Source organism: Streptomyces sp. NPDC044063 (assembly GCF_056434285.1).
Genome location: NZ_JBWKFM010000009.1, coordinates 23,969 through 40,309 on the forward strand (window position 1 = coordinate 23,969; position 16,341 = coordinate 40,309).

At 72.9% G+C, this 16,341-nt stretch carries 17 protein-coding genes; 3 read left to right on the forward strand and 14 right to left on the reverse strand.

Annotated features, from left to right (window positions below; translation table 11 throughout):
* Positions 1 to 143: 143 nt before the first annotated feature.
* Positions 144 to 2,669, reverse strand: a complete 2,526-nt coding sequence (locus AC07BS_RS13615; protein WP_478645890.1) for an ATP-dependent Clp protease ATP-binding subunit — start codon at positions 2,667 to 2,669, stop codon at positions 144 to 146.
* Between the two features lie 560 nt (positions 2,670 to 3,229).
* Between AC07BS_RS13615 and AC07BS_RS13620 the strand changes: the two genes are divergently transcribed.
* Positions 3,230 to 3,916 carry an SCO3374 family protein gene (locus AC07BS_RS13620; protein WP_478932144.1) on the forward strand — a complete coding sequence of 229 codons (687 nt, stop codon included), beginning with the start codon at positions 3,230 to 3,232 and terminating at the stop codon, positions 3,914 to 3,916.
* On the opposite strand, the gene AC07BS_RS13625 is transcribed toward AC07BS_RS13620, so the two are convergent.
* The 11 genes from AC07BS_RS13625 to AC07BS_RS13675 form a co-directional block, all read right to left on the reverse strand.
* Positions 3,855 to 4,193 carry a histone-like nucleoid-structuring protein Lsr2 gene (locus AC07BS_RS13625; RefSeq protein ID WP_478645887.1) on the reverse strand — a complete coding sequence of 113 codons (339 nt, stop codon included), beginning with the start codon at positions 4,191 to 4,193 and terminating at the stop codon, positions 3,855 to 3,857. The two genes, AC07BS_RS13620 and AC07BS_RS13625, sit on opposite strands and share 62 nt — an antisense overlap.
* Before the next feature lie 164 nt (positions 4,194 to 4,357).
* Entirely contained in the window at positions 4,358 to 4,876 is a 519-nt protein-coding gene (locus AC07BS_RS13630) for an amino-acid N-acetyltransferase (RefSeq protein WP_478645886.1), read from the reverse strand.
* A 9-nt stretch (positions 4,877 to 4,885) separates the two neighbouring features.
* Positions 4,886 to 5,281, reverse strand: coding sequence for a BlaI/MecI/CopY family transcriptional regulator (locus tag AC07BS_RS13635; protein ID WP_478645885.1), 396 nt, complete (start codon positions 5,279 to 5,281; stop codon positions 4,886 to 4,888).
* 143 nt (positions 5,282 to 5,424) lie between these two features.
* Entirely contained in the window at positions 5,425 to 5,604 is a 180-nt protein-coding gene (locus AC07BS_RS13640; RefSeq protein WP_478645884.1) for a hypothetical protein, read from the reverse strand.
* 145 nt (positions 5,605 to 5,749) lie between these two features.
* A complete protein-coding gene (locus AC07BS_RS13645) occupies positions 5,750 to 6,445 on the reverse strand; it encodes a hypothetical protein (RefSeq protein WP_478645882.1) in 696 nt (231 codons plus the stop codon).
* Positions 6,446 to 6,567: 122 nt separating this feature from the next.
* Positions 6,568 to 7,179 carry a hypothetical protein gene (locus tag AC07BS_RS13650; protein ID WP_478645879.1) on the reverse strand — a complete coding sequence of 204 codons (612 nt, stop codon included), beginning with the start codon at positions 7,177 to 7,179 and terminating at the stop codon, positions 6,568 to 6,570.
* A 163-nt stretch (positions 7,180 to 7,342) separates the two neighbouring features.
* Positions 7,343 to 8,140 (reverse strand): type III pantothenate kinase, encoded by a 798-nt coding sequence (locus tag AC07BS_RS13655; protein WP_478645877.1) that lies wholly within the window; start codon positions 8,138 to 8,140, stop codon positions 7,343 to 7,345.
* Entirely contained in the window at positions 8,140 to 9,162 is a 1,023-nt protein-coding gene (gene nadC / locus AC07BS_RS13660; protein ID WP_478645874.1) for a carboxylating nicotinate-nucleotide diphosphorylase, read from the reverse strand. The genes AC07BS_RS13655 and nadC overlap by 1 nt, the downstream gene beginning before the upstream one ends.
* The gene (locus AC07BS_RS13665; protein WP_478645872.1) at positions 9,159 to 10,859 is read right to left on the reverse strand and encodes an L-aspartate oxidase; all 1,701 of its coding nucleotides are present in this window, start codon (positions 10,857 to 10,859) and stop codon (positions 9,159 to 9,161) included. The genes nadC and AC07BS_RS13665 overlap by 4 nt, the downstream gene beginning before the upstream one ends.
* On the reverse strand, positions 10,856 to 11,731 hold the full coding sequence (panC, locus tag AC07BS_RS13670; RefSeq protein ID WP_478645869.1) for a pantoate--beta-alanine ligase: 876 nt from the start codon (positions 11,729 to 11,731) through the stop codon (positions 10,856 to 10,858). The genes AC07BS_RS13665 and panC overlap by 4 nt, the downstream gene beginning before the upstream one ends.
* Positions 11,728 to 12,648: a Rossmann-like and DUF2520 domain-containing protein gene (locus tag AC07BS_RS13675; RefSeq protein WP_478645866.1), complete on the reverse strand. Its 921-nt coding sequence runs from the start codon at positions 12,646 to 12,648 to the stop codon at positions 11,728 to 11,730. Before AC07BS_RS13675 ends, panC begins: the two co-directional genes overlap by 4 nt.
* A 200-nt stretch (positions 12,649 to 12,848) precedes the next feature.
* On the opposite strand from AC07BS_RS13675, the gene AC07BS_RS13680 reads away from it, so the two are divergent.
* On the forward strand, positions 12,849 to 14,057 hold the full coding sequence (locus AC07BS_RS13680) for a threonine aldolase family protein (RefSeq protein WP_478645864.1): 1,209 nt from the start codon (positions 12,849 to 12,851) through the stop codon (positions 14,055 to 14,057).
* On the opposite strand, the gene AC07BS_RS13685 is transcribed toward AC07BS_RS13680, so the two are convergent.
* Positions 13,980 to 14,357, reverse strand: coding sequence for a hypothetical protein (locus AC07BS_RS13685; RefSeq protein WP_478932149.1), 378 nt, complete (start codon positions 14,355 to 14,357; stop codon positions 13,980 to 13,982). The genes AC07BS_RS13680 and AC07BS_RS13685 overlap by 78 nt on opposite strands.
* Before the next feature lie 98 nt (positions 14,358 to 14,455).
* Between AC07BS_RS13685 and AC07BS_RS13690 the strand changes: the two genes are divergently transcribed.
* Positions 14,456 to 15,571, forward strand: a complete 1,116-nt coding sequence (locus AC07BS_RS13690) for a DUF5937 family protein (protein WP_478645859.1) — start codon at positions 14,456 to 14,458, stop codon at positions 15,569 to 15,571.
* Between the two features lie 8 nt (positions 15,572 to 15,579).
* Here AC07BS_RS13690 and AC07BS_RS13695 read toward each other — a convergent pair whose 3' ends face one another.
* Complete coding sequence (locus tag AC07BS_RS13695; RefSeq protein ID WP_478645856.1) at positions 15,580 to 16,263, reverse strand: response regulator; 684 nt, start codon at positions 16,261 to 16,263, stop codon at positions 15,580 to 15,582.
* Between the last annotated feature and the right edge of the window lie 78 nt (positions 16,264 to 16,341).

A 16,341-nucleotide genomic window follows, 5' to 3' on the forward strand; every position in this document is an offset into this window, starting at 1 on the left:
AAAAACCCAAACAAGAAACCCAAAAAAAAAAAAAAAAAAAAAAAAAAAAAAAAAAAAAAAAAAAAAAAAAAAAAAAAAAAACCCCCCCCCCCCCCCCCCCCCCCCCCCCCCCCCCCCCCCCCACGCCCCTGTGTCCCTACGTGTTACGCGTCCTTCGACAGGTTGGGCCCGGCCCCGCCCGTCGCGGACTCCACCGGCGGGGTGTCCGGCAGGGCGGACTTCTCCTCGCCGCGGAAGGTGAACTTCTTCTCCTCGCCCTCGCCCTCCGTGCCGACGACCACGATGTGGCCCGGACGGAGCTCGCCGAAGAGGATCTTCTCGGACAGGATGTCCTCGATCTCGCGCTGAATGGTGCGGCGCAGCGGGCGGGCGCCCAGGATCGGGTCGTAGCCCTTCTTCGCCAGCAGCATCTTGGCGTCCGCGCTGAGCTCGATGCCCATGTCGCGGTCCTTGAGGCGCTCGTCCACCTTGGCGATCATCAGGTCGACGATCTGGATGATGTCTTCCTGCGACAGCTGGTGGAAGACCACCGTGTCGTCGACACGGTTGAGGAACTCGGGCCGGAAGTGCTGCTTGAGCTCCTCGTTGACCTTCGCCTTCATCCGCTCGTACCCGGTCTTGACGTCGCCCTGGGCGGCGAAGCCCAGGTTGAAGCCCTTGGAGATGTCCCGGGTGCCGAGGTTCGTCGTCATGATGATGACGGTGTTCTTGAAGTCGACCACGCGGCCCTGGGAGTCGGTCAGGCGACCGTCCTCCAGGATCTGCAGCAGCGAGTTGAAGATGTCCGGGTGGGCCTTCTCGACCTCGTCGAAGAGGACCACGGAGAACGGCTTGCGGCGCACCTTCTCGGTGAGCTGGCCGCCCTCCTCGTAACCGACGTAGCCGGGCGGGGAGCCGAACAGACGCGAGACGGTGTGCTTCTCGCTGAACTCCGACATGTCGAGGGAGATCAGCGCGTCCTCGTCGCCGAAGAGGAATTCGGCGAGCGTCTTGGACAGCTCCGTCTTACCGACACCCGAGGGGCCGGCGAAGATGAACGATCCACCCGGACGCTTGGGGTCCTTGAGGCCCGCACGGGTGCGCCGGATCGCCTGGGAGAGCGCCTTGATGGCGTCCTTCTGGCCGATGACGCGCTTGTGCAGCTCGTCCTCCATGCGCAGCAGGCGGGAGGACTCCTCCTCGGTGAGCTTGAAGACCGGGATGCCCGTGGCCGTGGCCAGGACCTCGGCGATCAGCTCGCCGTCGACCTCGGCGACGACGTCCATGTCGCCGGCCTTCCACTCCTTCTCCCGCTTGGCCTTGGCGGCCAGGAGCTGCTTCTCCTTGTCGCGGAGGGAGGCGGCCTTCTCGAAGTCCTGCGAGTCGATCGCGGACTCCTTCTCCCGGCGCACGTCGGCGATCTTCTCGTCGAACTCGCGGAGGTCCGGCGGCGCGGTCATCCGGCGGATGCGCATCCGGGAGCCGGCCTCGTCGATCAGGTCGATCGCCTTGTCCGGCAGGAAGCGGTCGGAGATGTAGCGGTCGGCGAGCGTGGCGGCCTGGACCAGCGCCTCGTCCGTGATGGAGACGCGGTGGTGGGCCTCGTAGCGGTCGCGCAGACCCTTGAGGATCTCGATGGTGTGCGGCAGCGACGGCTCGGCGACCTGGATGGGCTGGAAGCGGCGCTCGAGGGCGGCGTCCTTCTCCAGGTGCTTGCGGTACTCGTCGAGCGTGGTGGCACCGATGGTCTGCAGCTCGCCGCGGGCCAGCATCGGCTTGAGGATGCTGGCGGCGTCGATCGCGCCCTCGGCGGCGCCCGCGCCGACCAGGGTGTGGAGCTCGTCGATGAACAGGATGATGTCGCCGCGGGTGCGGATCTCCTTGAGCACCTTCTTCAGGCGCTCCTCGAAGTCACCGCGGTAGCGGGAGCCGGCGACCAGCGCGCCCAGGTCGAGGGTGTAGAGGTGCTTGTCCTTGAGGGTCTCGGGCACCTCGCCCTTGACGATGGCCTGCGCCAGGCCCTCGACGACGGCGGTCTTGCCGACGCCGGGCTCGCCGATGAGGACCGGGTTGTTCTTCGTACGGCGGGACAGCACCTGCATGACCCGCTCGATCTCCTTCTCGCGCCCGATGACCGGGTCGAGCTTGGATTCGCGGGCGGCCTGCGTCAGGTTGCGGCCGAACTGGTCCAGGACGAGCGAGGTCGAGGGGGTGCCCTCGGCCGGGCCGCCGGCGGTGGCGGCCTCCTTGCCCTGGTAGCCGGAGAGCAGCTGGATGACCTGCTGCCGCACCCGGTTGAGGTCGGCGCCCAGCTTCACGAGGACCTGGGCGGCGACGCCCTCGCCCTCGCGGATCAGGCCGAGCAGGATGTGCTCGGTGCCGATGTAGTTGTGGCCGAGCTGGAGGGCCTCGCGGAGCGACAGCTCCAGGACCTTCTTGGCACGGGGGGTGAAGGGGATGTGGCCGGACGGGGCCTGCTGGCCCTGGCCGATGATCTCCTCCACCTGCTGGCGGACCGCCTCGAGCGAAATCCCGAGGCTCTCCAGGGCCTTAGCGGCGACACCCTCACCCTCGTGGATCAGGCCCAGGAGGATGTGCTCGGTGCCGATGTAGTTGTGGTTGAGCATCCGGGCTTCTTCCTGAGCCAGGACGACAACCCGCCGCGCACGGTCGGTGAACCTCTCGAACATCGTTAATCGCTCCTCAGAGCGGTCAGGCAGTTAGGGGTCGGTCCCCTCCCTGTCCTTCCGCATGCTAGTCCCGCTGGGCGGGACAGCTCATTCCAACTGCCGACACCCGTCCGGATCACCCCCGCGCCGGCGGGGAAACCTGCTGCCGAACAGCCGACATCTCCTCCAACCCGATGGTGGGAGACGATGTTCCCGCAGGCCAGGCATATACGCCCACCACCACTACGCCCATGGCGAACGCCCGGCTGGGCCGACACGCCCGCCCGCGGTCCCGTCGCCGCCCCCGGCAGGCCGCCCGGGCCCCGCTGTACAGCCTCTTCCCACGAGGGAAGTCCTACCCGCGGAGGCTGATGCCCCATGCCGCGCGGGTCGTCCCCATCCGCTACGGGCGAACACCCTCGCGTCGCCCGGAGCCCCTGTGCGCCCCGGAATTCCTGTACGGAGCGTGCCCAAGTATCCACTCAGCGTAACCTCTTGGGTCTTCCACAGTTGCACCGTTCATGACGGTAGCTCTCCCGTGCCCGGGCCGCCCCCCGGGGGGCTCACCCGCGGAGCCGGCCATGGGCCCGGCCGTGGTCCCGCCGCCCGCCTCGGCCGCGGGGGCCGGGGCGCACGGCCGGCGCAGGCTCCGGCAGTGGTACGAGTGCGTCCTGGGCTGGCCCACCTGGCCGACCGGGGACGGCCGGCCCGTGGAGCTGGTCACGGGCGTCCGCTTCGACGCCCTGGGCATGCCCGCGGAGGCCGGGTTCGCCGTCCTCGGGCAGGTGCCCGCGACCGGGCCCGTCGCCCTGGACACCCGAACCCGGACGATGTGGTTCCTGACCGCCGTGGGCACCGCCGACGAGCTGCCGGGGCTGCTCGCGTGGCTGGAATGGGGCGGGATCGCCCTGGAGCTCGACGCGCTGGGGCCGGGCGGCCGCCTGGTGGCTCCGGCGCCCTGCGGGACCGGCCGCGCGCCCGGGTGGCCGTACGGGCCCCAGGGGGCCGCGGCGGCCGTGTGGGTGCGGCCTCCCGAGCCCGGGGGCCGGGTGGAGCCGGCCCTGCCGGTGACGGGCCTCGGGAGCGACGGCGGTGCCCCCGATCTCGTCCGGCTGGTGAGCGCGGCGGCCACGGAGTGCCACCGGAACCGGCTGCTGCGCGCCGCCGGGGCGCGCAGGGACCAGCCGCCGGGTGATCACACGGAGATCAGGCGTTGGCCTTCTCGTACGCCTCGCGGATCTCGGCGGGGACACGACCGCGGTCGTTGACGTTGTAGCCGTTCTCCTTGGCCCAGGCGCGGATCTTCGCGGTGTCCGGGCTGCCGGCGGCGGCGCTCGTGCGCGCCTTGCCCCGGGCGGCCGAGGCGCGGCCACCGGTGCGGCGGGCGGCCTTCACGTAGTCCGCGAGCGCCTCACGGAGCTTGTCCGCGTTGGCCGTGGTGAGGTCGATCTCGTAGGACTTGCCGTCCAGCGCGAACGTGACGGTCTCGTCGGCCTCGCCGCCGTCCATGTCGTCGACAAGAAGGACCTGAACCTTCTGCGCCACGGGGGATTCCTTTCATCAGCGTAAAAGGGATTACGAAGGAATAGCAAACCGCCTTTCCCGGAAAAACACAAACCCCCCGGGAAGGTTCAGTCCGCCTTCGGCATGGGAACGATGGCTTCCGGGCCTGCACGATAGGGGCGCGATTCGGACATAGGGACCGCGCTTCACAGATGCAGAAGCATCCGGCTGTTGCCAAGGGTGTTCGGCTTCACTCGTTCGAGACCGAGGAACTCGGCAACGCCCTCGTCATAGGAACGCAGCAGCTCGCTGTACACATCACCGTCCACCGGGGTCTCGCCGATCTCGACGAAGCCGTGCTTCGTGAAGAAGTCGACTTCGAAGGTGAGGCAGAAAATGCGCCGCACCCCCAGCCAGCCGGCCGTGCGCAGCAGCTTGTCCAGGAGCAGGTGGCCGACTCCGCCGCCGCGGACATCCGGGTCGACGGCCAGAGTGCGCACCTCCGCGAGGTCTTCCCACATCACGTGGAGCGCCCCGCACCCGATGACCGTACCGTCCTCGTCCCGCTCGGCGACCCAGAACTCCTGGATGTCCTCGTAAAGCGTCACCGTGGCTTTGTCGAGCAGGATGCGGTCGCGCGCGTACGCGTTGATGAGGCGGCGCAGCGCGGGGACATCGCTGGTGCGGGCCCTGCGGACGGTGACGATTTCAGTGAGAGCGGGCATGCCCGGACGCTATCGCCCCGGCGGGGCGGGGGGCTCGTCGGGCCCGTCGAGTTGCGCGACGCGGATGGCGTCGCGGAGGGCTTCGCGTTGTTCGGCCGACATCATGCCGAAGAAGGCCACGAGAGCGGCGGCGGGGTTGTCGCTGAGCGACCAGGCTTCGTTCATCAGTGCGGCCGAGTAGGCGGCCCGGTTGGAGACCGCTTCATATCGATAGGCGCGGCCTTCGGCTTCCCGGCGCAGCCAGCCCTTCTGATACAGGTTGTCCATTACGGTCATCACGGTGGTGTAGGCGATGGACCGTTCCTGCTGAAGGTCTTCCAGCACTTCTCGAACGGTGACCGGCCGGTTCCACTCCCACACGCGCGTCATCACGGCGTCTTCCAGATCACCCAGGCGTCGAACCACACGCGAATAATAGTGGGAGATGTCTCGAATGCCGGTTTATCGGGGCGGCAATCCGCCGACCAAAAAAGGGCGCACGGTCCGAGAATTCGCTCTCGGCTCGTGCGCCCCGGTGCGGGCCGGCGCCCGGTGGATCGGGCCGCGGATCAGGCCGCGGTGCCCTTGGGCGTCTGCTGGGCGGCCTCGGCGCGGGCCAGTGCGGCGTCGACGATGGCGTCTTCCTTCGCCTTGTTCGCACCACCCTGGCTCTTGATGATCGTCACAACCAGTGCGGTGAAAGCCACCGCCATCACCACGGGCGGGACCAGCGCGGCGACATAGTCCATGGCCGTCGGCTCCTTCTGGATCGGGGTCTGCGCGATTACGTGCTGAGCGACCCGACCAGATTACGCGCCCGCCCCGTCCACCGGACCGGCCGGGTCGGGCCGGGGCGAACGGGGCGAGTCGGGCAGGCGGCCGGGCCGGCGGGGGTCAGGCCGGGCGGGTGACGCTCCCCGTCGGCGGGGCGGGCTTGCGGCGGGGCGGGAAGACCTCGCCGGGCGTCGGGATGGGCCTCTCCGGACGGGGCGCCTTGGGCGCCGGGGCCGGCGGCGGCGTCCGTTCCGTGCCCCGCTCGTCCGGCCGCGCGGGCCGCTCCACGGGCTTCCGGTCCGGGGGCCCCGCCGCGGGGGCGGCGGGAAGCCGTCCGGGCCGGGGCCGGGCGCCCGGTACGGCGGGCACGACGCGGGCCGCCGGCCGGACCCGTACGGCGTGCTCGGCGAGCCGCTCGCAGCGCCGCAGCAGGGCCTCGCGGCGGGCGGTCTCCGCCGTGCCACAGGGGGCCGCGCGGAGCGCGCGCAAGGCCGTGAGGTCCTCGGCGGCGGGCTCGTGACCGTCCGCGAGGGCCTCCCGCAGCCGCCGCAGATATCCGGGGGCGGCGCCCGGCAGGGCGGCGCGGTAGCGGTCGAGGTCGGCGCGGAGGAAGGCGCGGACCCGGGCTCCCTCGTGGGCGGCCTCGGTCATGGCCTCCGAGAGCCGGAGACAGTCCCGCACCTCCGCGTCCCGTTCGGGCGCGGGCCGGGTGCGGGCGGAGTGGGGGCGGAGTGCGATGTCGAGGGCACGGCGCAGGACGCGCAGCTCGTCCGCGCTGAACGCCATGCCGCCGCGGGATCCATAGGGCGTGGGCATGGGCCGACTGTAAGTGCTAAGTGGACAAAATTCGCTTAGCACACCATCTCGGGCGTGGCATGTCAGAGGTCCCGACGACAGGGCTCCTCAGTGGTCCCGGCTTCAGGGCTCCCGGCGGCGGCTCAGTGGTCCCGGCGGCGGGCGACGCCCAGGGCGATGGCGCCGGCGGAGAGGGCGGTGCCGGAGGTGGTGGCGATCAGCAGGGTGCCCGAGGTGCCCCGGTCGGTGGCCGGCCGGGACCGCGGGGCGGCGCCGGGGTCCTTCACCTCGACCGGGATCGGCGCGGTGTCGTTGTCCGGGTCGGGGTCCGGATCGGGGTCCTCGTCGCGGTCGACGACCCGGACCAGGCCCTCGGCCCCCTCGACCTTCTCGTCGATGCGGACCTGGAAGCTCAGCGTCTCGCGGTCGTCCGCGGGGAAGGCCCCCAGCGCGCAGAGGTACGTACGGGTGTCCCCGCCGCGCGGGGTGCAGGCGGCGGCCGAGACGATCGTGGTGCCCTCCGGGGCCGTGACCTCGTACGCCCGGTCGTCCAGCGTCCGCCCGGGGCCGGCCTTGCGCACGCCCACCTCGACGTCCACCGTCTCGCCCACGCGGCCCGTGACGGGGTGGGCTATCGCCTGGTAGTCGGCGCGCCGCGGGGCCGACGCGGCGGCGTGGGCCACGGCGGCCGGCGTCAGGGCCGCCGCCCCCGCCGCGAGGGCGGCAGCCGCCGCCAGCCGTAGTGATCGCTTCACGGTGCCCACGCCCCAGCCCATCGGTGCCCAATTCCGCCTGACAGCACTCAGGACAGTCCTGGGCACCGGTTGGTTGCCTCGACCGGCCCGCCGGCGGGGGCGGGTGACGCGTTTTCGGGGGTTCGTGACGCGTTGTCAGGCCCACGCCCCCGGGCCCGTGGGATCAGCCCCGGGCGATGTTCCGCTCGTAGACCAGCCGGAGGCCGATCAGGGTCAGCCACGGCTCGTGCTCGTCGATGACGCTCGCCTCGCCCAGCACCAGCGGCGCCAGGCCGCCCGTCGCGATGACGGTGACGTCGTCGGGGTCGTCCGCCAGCTCGCGGGCCATGCGGGTGACGACGCCGTCGACCTGGCCCGCGAAGCCGTAGAGGATGCCGGACTGCATGGCCTCGACGGTGTTCTTGCCGATGACGCTGCGCGGGCGGGCGAGCTCGATCTTGCGGAGCTGGGCGCCCCGGACGCCCAGCGCCTCCGTGGAGATCTCGATGCCGGGGGCGATGACGCCACCGACGTACTCGCCGCGCGCGCTGACCGCGTCGAACGTCGTCGCCGTGCCGAAGTCGACGACGACGCACGGGCCGCCGTAGAGCTCGACGGCGGCGACCGCGTTGATGATGCGGTCGGCGCCGACCTCCTTGGGCTGGTCCATGAGGATCGGCACACCGGTCTTCACGCCCGGCTCGACCAGGATGGCGGGCACGTCGCCGTAGTAGCGGCGGGTCACCTCGCGCATCTCGTGGAGCACGGAGGGGACCGTCGAGCAGATGCAGATGCCATCGATGCCGTCGCCCAGCTCGTCGCCGAGCAGCGGATGGCGGCCCATCAGCCCCTGGAGCAGGACCGCGAGTTCGTCCGCGGTGCGCCGGGGGTCGGTGGAGATGCGCCAGTGCTCGACGATGTCCTCGCCGTCGAAGAGGCCGAGGACGGTCTGGGTGTTGCCGACATCGATGGTGAGCAGCATCAGTGGTTCTCCTCCCGCAGGTCCAGCCCGATGTCGAGGATCGGGGAGGAGTGGGTGAGGGCGCCGACGGCCAGGTAGTCGACGCCGGTGTCCGCGTAGGCACGGGCGTTGGCCAGCGTCAGCCGGCCCGAGGACTCCAGCTTGGCGCGGCCCGCGACCAGCTCGACGGCCTCACGCGTCCGCTCGGGGGTGAAGTTGTCCAGCATGATCAGGTCGGCTCCCTCGGCGAGCACCGGCGGGATCTGGTCGACGCGGTCGACCTCGACCTCGATCGGCACCTCGGGGAACTCCTGGCGCACGGCCTTGAACGCCTCGGCCACGCCGCCCGCGGCGATCACGTGGTTGTCCTTCACCAGCGCGGCGTCGGACAGCGACATCCGGTGGTTCACGCCGCCGCCGCAGCGGACCGCGTACTTCTCCAGGGCGCGCAGCCCGACCGTGGTCTTGCGGGTGTCGCGGACCGCGGTGCCGGTGCCCTCCAGGACGTCGGCCCAGGCGCGGGTGGCCGTGGCGATGCCGGAGAGGTGGCACAGGATGTTGAGCATGCTGCGCTCGGCGGTGAGCAGGTCGGTGGTGCGGGTGCGGACCGTGAGCAGCTTCTGGCCGGCCGTCACCCGGTCGCCGTCCTCGACGTGCCGCTCGACCTCGAACTCGTCGGTGCAGGCCACCGAGAGGATGGCCTCGGCGACGCGCAGGCCGGCGACCGTGCCGTCCTCGCGGGCGGTGAAGTCGCCGGTGGCCACCGCGTCCTCGGGGACGGTCGCGAAGGTGGTGATGTCCTTGCCGCCGTCGAGGTCCTCCTCGATGGCCAGGTGCGCGATGTCCTCGATCTGCAGCGGGTCCAGCCCGGCCGCGACGATCAGGCGGACGAGCTCGGGGTCGAGCCCGCACTCGTAGGCCTCCGCGTCGTACTCCCCGCCGGCGCAGCCGCAGGCGTCACCGCAGCCGCCGGCCGCCGGCGCCGCCGGCTCCTGGCCTGCCCGCTCGATCTGGTGCAGCGGACGGTCGTCGTTGGTGCTCACGCGTTCTCCTCGGGTGCTGCGGGGGCTGCGGGTGCTGTGGAGGCCGGGGCCAGGGGCGGGAAGCCGGCCGCTTCCGTGGCGGAAACCGTAAGGGTACGGTCCGGGCGCAGGGTCACGAGCAGATGCCGGCGCCAGGCCGCATCGTCGCGCTGGGGGCGGTCCTCGCGCCAGTGGCAGCCGCGGGTCTCCTCCCGGCGCAGCGCGCCGGCGACGAGCACCTGGGCCACGAGCAGGAGGTTGGTGGCCTCCCAGGAGTCCGTGCCGGGCACGGCCTCCTTCTCCGCGACGGCGTCCTGGAGGCGGGCCAGCTCGGCGGCGGCCTCCTCGAGGCTGTGGCGGGAGCGCAGGACGCCGGCGCCCAGCGTCATGACGCGCTGGACGGCCCTGCGGGTCTCCGGGGCGAGCAGCGGCATCGTGGCCGCGGCGGCGACGGGCTCGCCCGCCCGCCGCACCCCGCCGACGATGTCCGCGGCGATGCGCTCGGCGAAGACCAGGCCCTCCAGCAGCGAATTCGACGCCAGCCGGTTCGCGCCGTGGACACCCGTGCAGGCGACCTCGCCGCAGGCGTAGAGGCCCTCGATGGTGGTGCGGCCGCGCAGGTCCGTACGGACGCCGCCGGAGGCGTAGTGCGCGGCGGGGGCGACCGGGATCGGCTCGGTGACCGGGTCGATGCCGTGCGCCCGGCAGGCGGCCAGGATGGTCGGGAAGCGGCGCTCCCACATGGCGGCGCCGAAGTGGCGGGCGTCCAGGTACATGTGCTCGGCACCGCGCTCGCGCATGCGCCGCATGATGCCCTTGGCGACGATGTCGCGCGGGGCGAGCTCGGCCAGCTCGTGGGCGCCGACCATGAAGCGGTGGCCGTCGGCGTCCACCAGATGGGCGCCCTCGCCGCGCACCGCCTCGGACACCAGCGGCTGCTGGCCCTCGGCGTCGGGGCCCAGCCACAGCACCGTCGGGTGGAACTGGACGAACTCCAGGTCGGAGACCTCGGCACCGGCGCGCAGGGCCAGCGCCACGCCGTCGCCGGTGGAGACCGGGGGGTTGGTGGTCGCGGAGAACACCTGGCCCATGCCGCCGGTGGCCAGGACCACGGCTCCGGCCCGCACCGAGCCGACGCCGTCGTGCTGGCCCTCGCCCATGACGTGCAGCGAGACGCCGGCCGCGCGGCCCTCGGCGTCCTTGAGCAGGTCCAGCACGAGGGCGTGCTCGATCGTCTCGATGCCGGCCGCGCGCACGGCGTCGACCAGGGCGCGGGATATCTCGGCGCCGGTGGCGTCGCCGCCCGCGTGGGCGATGCGGTTGCGGTGGTGGCCGCCCTCGCGGGTCAGCAGGATCTCGCCCGAGTCGGCGTCGGTGTCGAAGCGGGCGCCGGCGGCGATCAGCCGGCGGACGGCGTCGGGGCCCTCGGTGACCAGGGTCCGTACGGCCTCCTCGTCGCACAGGCCGGCCCCGGCGACCAGGGTGTCGTCCAGGTGCTGGGCGGGGGTGTCGCCCTCGCCGAGGGCGGCCGCGATGCCGCCCTGGGCCCAGCGGGTGGAGCCGTCGTCCAGGAGCGCCTTGGTCACCACGGTGACCTTGCGGCCGGCCGCGGCGCAGCGCAGCGCCACGGTCAGCCCCGCGACGCCGGAGCCGATGACGACGACATCGGCGTCGACCGCCCAGCCGGGACGGGGGGCGTGCAGGCGTATACCGGTCATCGGTCCGCTCCGGGGGCCTCGAATTCCAGGTGGATGTTGTCGATCAGGCGGGTGGAGCCGACCCGGGCGGCGACGGCGAGCACGGCCGGTCCGGTGTGGTCGTCGGACACCTCGGTGAAGTCCGCCGGGTCGACGAGGGCCAGGTAGTCCAGCTCGGCGGGCGGGGTCATGCCGGCCGCCTCGTGCAGCACGACGTGGGCGGCGTGGCGGACGGCGGCGGGGCCGAGCTCCACCACATTGTGCGCGGCGAGCAGGGCGCGGGAGAGCTCGAGCGCGGTGGCGCGGTCGGCTTCGGAGAGATAGCGGTTGCGGCTGGAGAGCGCCAGCCCGTCGGCCTCGCGGACCGTGGGCACGCCGACGATCTCCACCGGGAAGTTCAGGTCGCGCGCCATGCGGCGGATCATGGCCAGCTGCTGGGCGTCCTTCCGGCCGAACAGCGCCAGGTCGGGGCCGGTGAGGTGGAGCAGCTTGGCGACGACGGTGAGCACGCCGTCGAAGTGGCCGGGGCGGAAGGCGCCCTCCAGCCGCTCGCCCATGGGGCCGGCGCTCACCCGGACCTGCGGCTCCCCACCGGGGTAGACCTCGTCGACGGCGGGGGCGAAGACGACGTCGGCGCCCGCCTCCCGGGCGATCTCCACATCGGCGTCGAGGGTGCGCGGATAGCGGTCCAGGTCCTCGCCCGCGCCGAACTGCAGCGGATTGACGAAGACCGTGACGACGACCTGGCCCTCCGGCCCGGCCAGCTCGCGGGCGGTGCGGACCAGGGTGGCGTGCCCCTCGTGGAGGGCGCCCATGGTCATCACCACGGCGCGGCGGCCGGTGCGCGGCAGGGCGCGGAGCTCCTCGGCCGTGCGGGTGAGCTGGATGGTCACTGATTGCCTCCGTCCGCGAGGACGCCGAGCAGGTCCTCCGCCAGTTCCGGCTTGAGCAGGCCGTGCGCGAGGGCGCGGTCCGCGGTCGTACGGGCCATGGCCAGATATCCGGCGACGGCCTGGGGGGCGTGCGCGCGCAGCTCGGCGACGTGCGCCGCGACGGTGCCCGCGTCGCCGCGTGCGACGGGGCCGGTCAGGGCCGCGTCGCCGCTGCGCAGGGCGTTGTCGAGGGCTGCGCCCAGGAGCGGGCCGAGCATCCGGGCGGGGTGCTCGACCCCGGCGGTGCGCAGCAGGTCCATGCTCTGGGCGACGAGGGTGACGAGGTGGTTGGCGCCGATGGCGAGGGCCGCGTGGTAGAGCGGGCGCGAGCTCTCCTCGATCCACTCGGGCTCGCCGCCCATCTCGATGACCAGCGCCTCGGCGGCCAGCCGCAGCTCGTCGGGCGCGGTGACGCCGAAGGAGCAGCCGGCCAGGCGCTGGACGTCGACCGGGGTGCCGGTGAACGTCATGGCGGGGTGGAGGGCGAGCGGCAGGGCGCCGACGCGGGTGGCGGGGTCGAGCACGGCGGTGCCGTGCCGGCCGGAGGTGTGGACGAGCAGCTGGCCGGGGCGGACGGCGCCGGTCTCGGCGAGGCCCGCGACCAGGCCGGGCAGGGCGTCGTCGGGCACGGTCAGCAGCACCAGCTCGGCGTGCGCGAGGACGTCGGCGGGGGCCATGACCGGCACGTCGGGCAGCATGGCGGCGGCGCGTCGCAGGGAGGCCTCGGAGACGCCCGAGACGGCGACCGGGCGGTGTCCGGCGAGCTGGAGGGAGGCCGCGAGGGCGGGGCCCACCCGGCCTGCCCCGACGACGCCGACGGTGAGCCGGGCGGGGCGGTCCTGGGGGCTCGCATGCTCGGGCGAGAGGTGTGCGTTCACGCGGCGGGATGCCTTCCGTTCCAGTCCGCGGGGGTACCGGACGATTCCCTTGTCATGCTACGCGAGGCGCGCCCACCCCTCCCCGGCCGTCCCCAGCCGTCGAGCGCTTCTCCGATGATCGGATCTCCGATGATCGGACCGCACACCGGCCCTGTGGATGACCCGGCGCGGCCGGGCGGCGGGTGCGGCATGCTCGGCCCATGAGCGATGAGGACATGGGCACCGGCGGGGCCGGTGAAGGCGCCGGGGCCGCGGGCACCGGCGGCGGGGGCGTGGACCTGGCGCGCAGGGTCGCGGCGGTGCGCGGCTCCGAGCGGGTGCTCTCGGGCGCCCGGACGGGAGCGTCCCTGGGCGAGCTCCTGAGAGGGCTGACCGAGGCCGCCCCCGGGCTGTACGACATGGACGAGTGGCCGGACGTGTACGGCGACGGCGCCAGCGTGATCGGCCGCCTGGAGGAGCGGGTCGCGGAGCTGCTCGGGATGGAGGCGGCCGCGTTCTTCCCCACGGGCACGATGGCCCAGCAGGTGGCGCTGCGCTGCTGGGCCGGGCGGACGGGCGGCGATGTGGTGGCCCTGCATCCGCTGTCGCACCTGGAGAGATCCGAGCGCGGCGCGTACGCCCGGGTCGGCGGGTTGCGCGGGGTGCACGTCACCGACGAGCCCCGGCCGCCGACGGCGGCGGAGGTGCGCGAGCTGGCGGAGCCGTTCGGCACGCTCGCGCTGGAGCTGCCGCTGCGCGAGCCGGGCTTCCTGCTGCCGACGTGGGACGAGCTGGTCGAGGTGGTGGAGGCCGCGCGCGAGCGGGAGGCGGTGGTCCACTTCGACGGGGCGCGGCTGTGGGAGTGCGCCACGCACCTCGGGGTCGGCCTGGCGGAGATCGCCGCGCTGGCCGACTCGGTGTACGTGTCCTTCTACAAGTCGCTGGGCGGCATATCGGGGGCCGCGCTGGCCGGCCCTGCGACGCTGATCGAGGAGGCGCGGGCCTGGCGGCACCGCTACGGCGGGAACGTCTTCCAGCAGTGGCCGGCGGCGCTGACGGCCCTGGCCGGGCTGGAGCGGGAGCTGCCCCGGCTGCCGGAGTACGTGGCCCATGCGAAGGTCGTCGCCGAGGCGCTGCGGGAGGGGTTCCGCGCGGCGGGGGTGCCGTGGTTCCGGGTGCACCCGGAGGTGCCGCACACCCACGAGTTCCAGGTGTGGCTCCCCTACGCCGCGGACGCGCTGACCGGGGCGGGGGTGCGGCTCGCGGAGGAGACGCGGACGACGCTGTTCGGCGGCCGCTGGTCGGACGGCCCGGTGCCCGGGCTGTCCGTCACCGAGGTGACGGTCGCCGCCTCAGCACTGTCCTGGACGGCCGCCGACGTCCGGGAGGCGGCCGGCGCACTGCTGGACCGGCTGGACGTCACGGCCTGAGCCGGCGGGGGCGGCGGAGGCGGCAGGGGCCGCGGAGGCGGCAGGGGCCGCGGGCCTGACGGGGGCGGCGGGTCGGACAGCGGCCGGCATCGGCGGGAGGGCCGGGCGGGGGCGGCGGAAGAGAGCGGCCCAGCGGGCCCGCCGGGCCGCGACGCGCTCGTCGACGACGGCCCGGAAGGCCCACCGGGTGCGGAGCGAGCGGACGAGGCGCCATTCGCCGGTCCCGGGAGCGGGCGGCGCGGGGACGTGCTGCTGGGAGGAACGGTAGAGGTCGAGCAGATGCTGCTGTGTGGCGTCCATGTCTTCTACGGTGCGAGCGGTCGCCGGTTTCGGCTCGTGGATTGACGAGGAACGTCAATCCACGGCCGGTCGGCACGGAAGAGAGGCACGATGAGCCCATGAGCGTCATGATCGACATCGCGGGACTGCCGCCCGAGCGGGTGGTGTTCCGCCCCTCGCCCCTCGCCGAGCTGTGCACGGCGCTGCACGCCCTCGCCGAGCCGGGGCACCACCCGGGCCTCCACGGCTGGACGACCGCGACCAACGCGGCGCTCAAGCCGGACCTCGCCGACCGGCTGTGCGAGGCGGACTTCCTGTGGGCCTCGACGTTCTCCGACATCAACATGCCGTTCGCGGCGCTGGCGGACGGCAACGGCCTGCCGGGCGACACCCTCGCCGAGGACCTGGACCTCCTCGACCGCATGGACGACGACATGTTCGCCCACGCCGCCCTGGAGATCTCCTGCTCCCGGTACTACACGGAGAAGACGTCGCCGCTGCGCGACGCCCGGGCCCGTGAGTACGCCCTGGAGCGGGCCACCGCCCGCGGCCCCCGGCAGCTGGACTTCGCCAAGCGGCTGCTGGAGGACCCGCCGGCGGTCCGCGCCTGGCTGCGCCGCCTGTTCGAGGACTGCGCGGAGGCGTTCTTCGACGACGTCTGGCAGCGGGTGCGGATCCAGCTGGCCGCCGACGCCCGGCACAAGACGGAGCTGCTGCGCCGCAAGGGCCTGGCCGAGGCGCTGGCCGAGGTCTCCTCGGCGATCACGCTCACGGACGACGGGTCCCGCATCGTCGTCGACAAGCTCGGCAGCGGCCGCACCTCCGCGCTCGACCCCGAGATCGCCGCGGGCGTCACCCTGGTGCCGTCCTCGTTCGGCTGGCCTCACCTGTGGGTGCTGCACGCGCCCGGCTGGCGCCCGGTGATCCACTATCCGGTGGCGGCGCCCGAGGTGCCCGGCCCGGGCTCGCTGGAGCTGCTCCAGCTGAGACTGGAGGCCCTCTCCCACCCGATGCGGATGCGGATGTGCCGCTATCTCGCCCGGGCCGCCTTCAGCACGGGCGAGCTGGCCACCTCCCTCGACATCAGCTCCCCCGAGGTCTCCCGCCACATCACGGTGCTGAAGAAGGCCGGGCTGATCACCACCCGGCGGCGCGGGCGGTACGTGCTCCATCAGCTGGACCTGACCGTGGTGGCCCGGCTGGGCAGCGACTTCCTGGAGGGCGTCCTGCGCTGAACCGGGCGCTACTGCGCCGCGCCGCCGCCCCCGCCGGCCCGCACCAGACCGCTCTCGTACGCCAGCACCACGACCTGCACCCGGTCGCGCAGCCCCAGCTTGGTGAGGATCCGGCCCACGTGGGTCTTCACCGTCGCCTCCGACAGCACCAGCCGGGCCGCGATCTCGCCGTTGGACAGGCCCTGGGCCACCAGCAGCATCACCTCGCGCTCGCGCTCGGTCAGCCGGCCGATCTCCGCGCTGGGGGGCTCCTCGGCGGTGCTGGGCAGCATGGGGGTGAAGCGGTCCAGCAGCCGGCGGGTGGTGCTGGGGGCGACCACCGCGTCGCCGCTGTGGACGGCCCGGATGGCGCCCAGCAGCTCGGCGGGCGGCACGTCCTTGAGCATGAATCCGCTGGCGCCGACCTTGAGCGCCGAGAAGGCGTACTCGTCGAGGTCGAAGGTGGTCAGGATGAGCACCTTCGGCGGGTCGTCCTGGGCGCAGATGCGGCGGGTCGCCTCCACGCCGTCCAGCCGGGGCATGCGCACGTCCATCAGGACCACGTCCACCTCCGTGCCGGCCAGCACCTCCAGCGCCTCCTGGCCGTCCCCGGCCTCGGCGACGACCTCCATGTCGGGCTGGGCCGCCAGCACCATGCGGAAGCCGGTGCGCAGCAGCACCTGGTCGTCGACGAGCATCACGCGGATGGACATGGGGGTCCTCTCAAGACAGGTGAAGGGAGCGGGCGGGGACGGTCGGGGTGAGCGGGTCGGAGTGAGCGGCGTGATCAG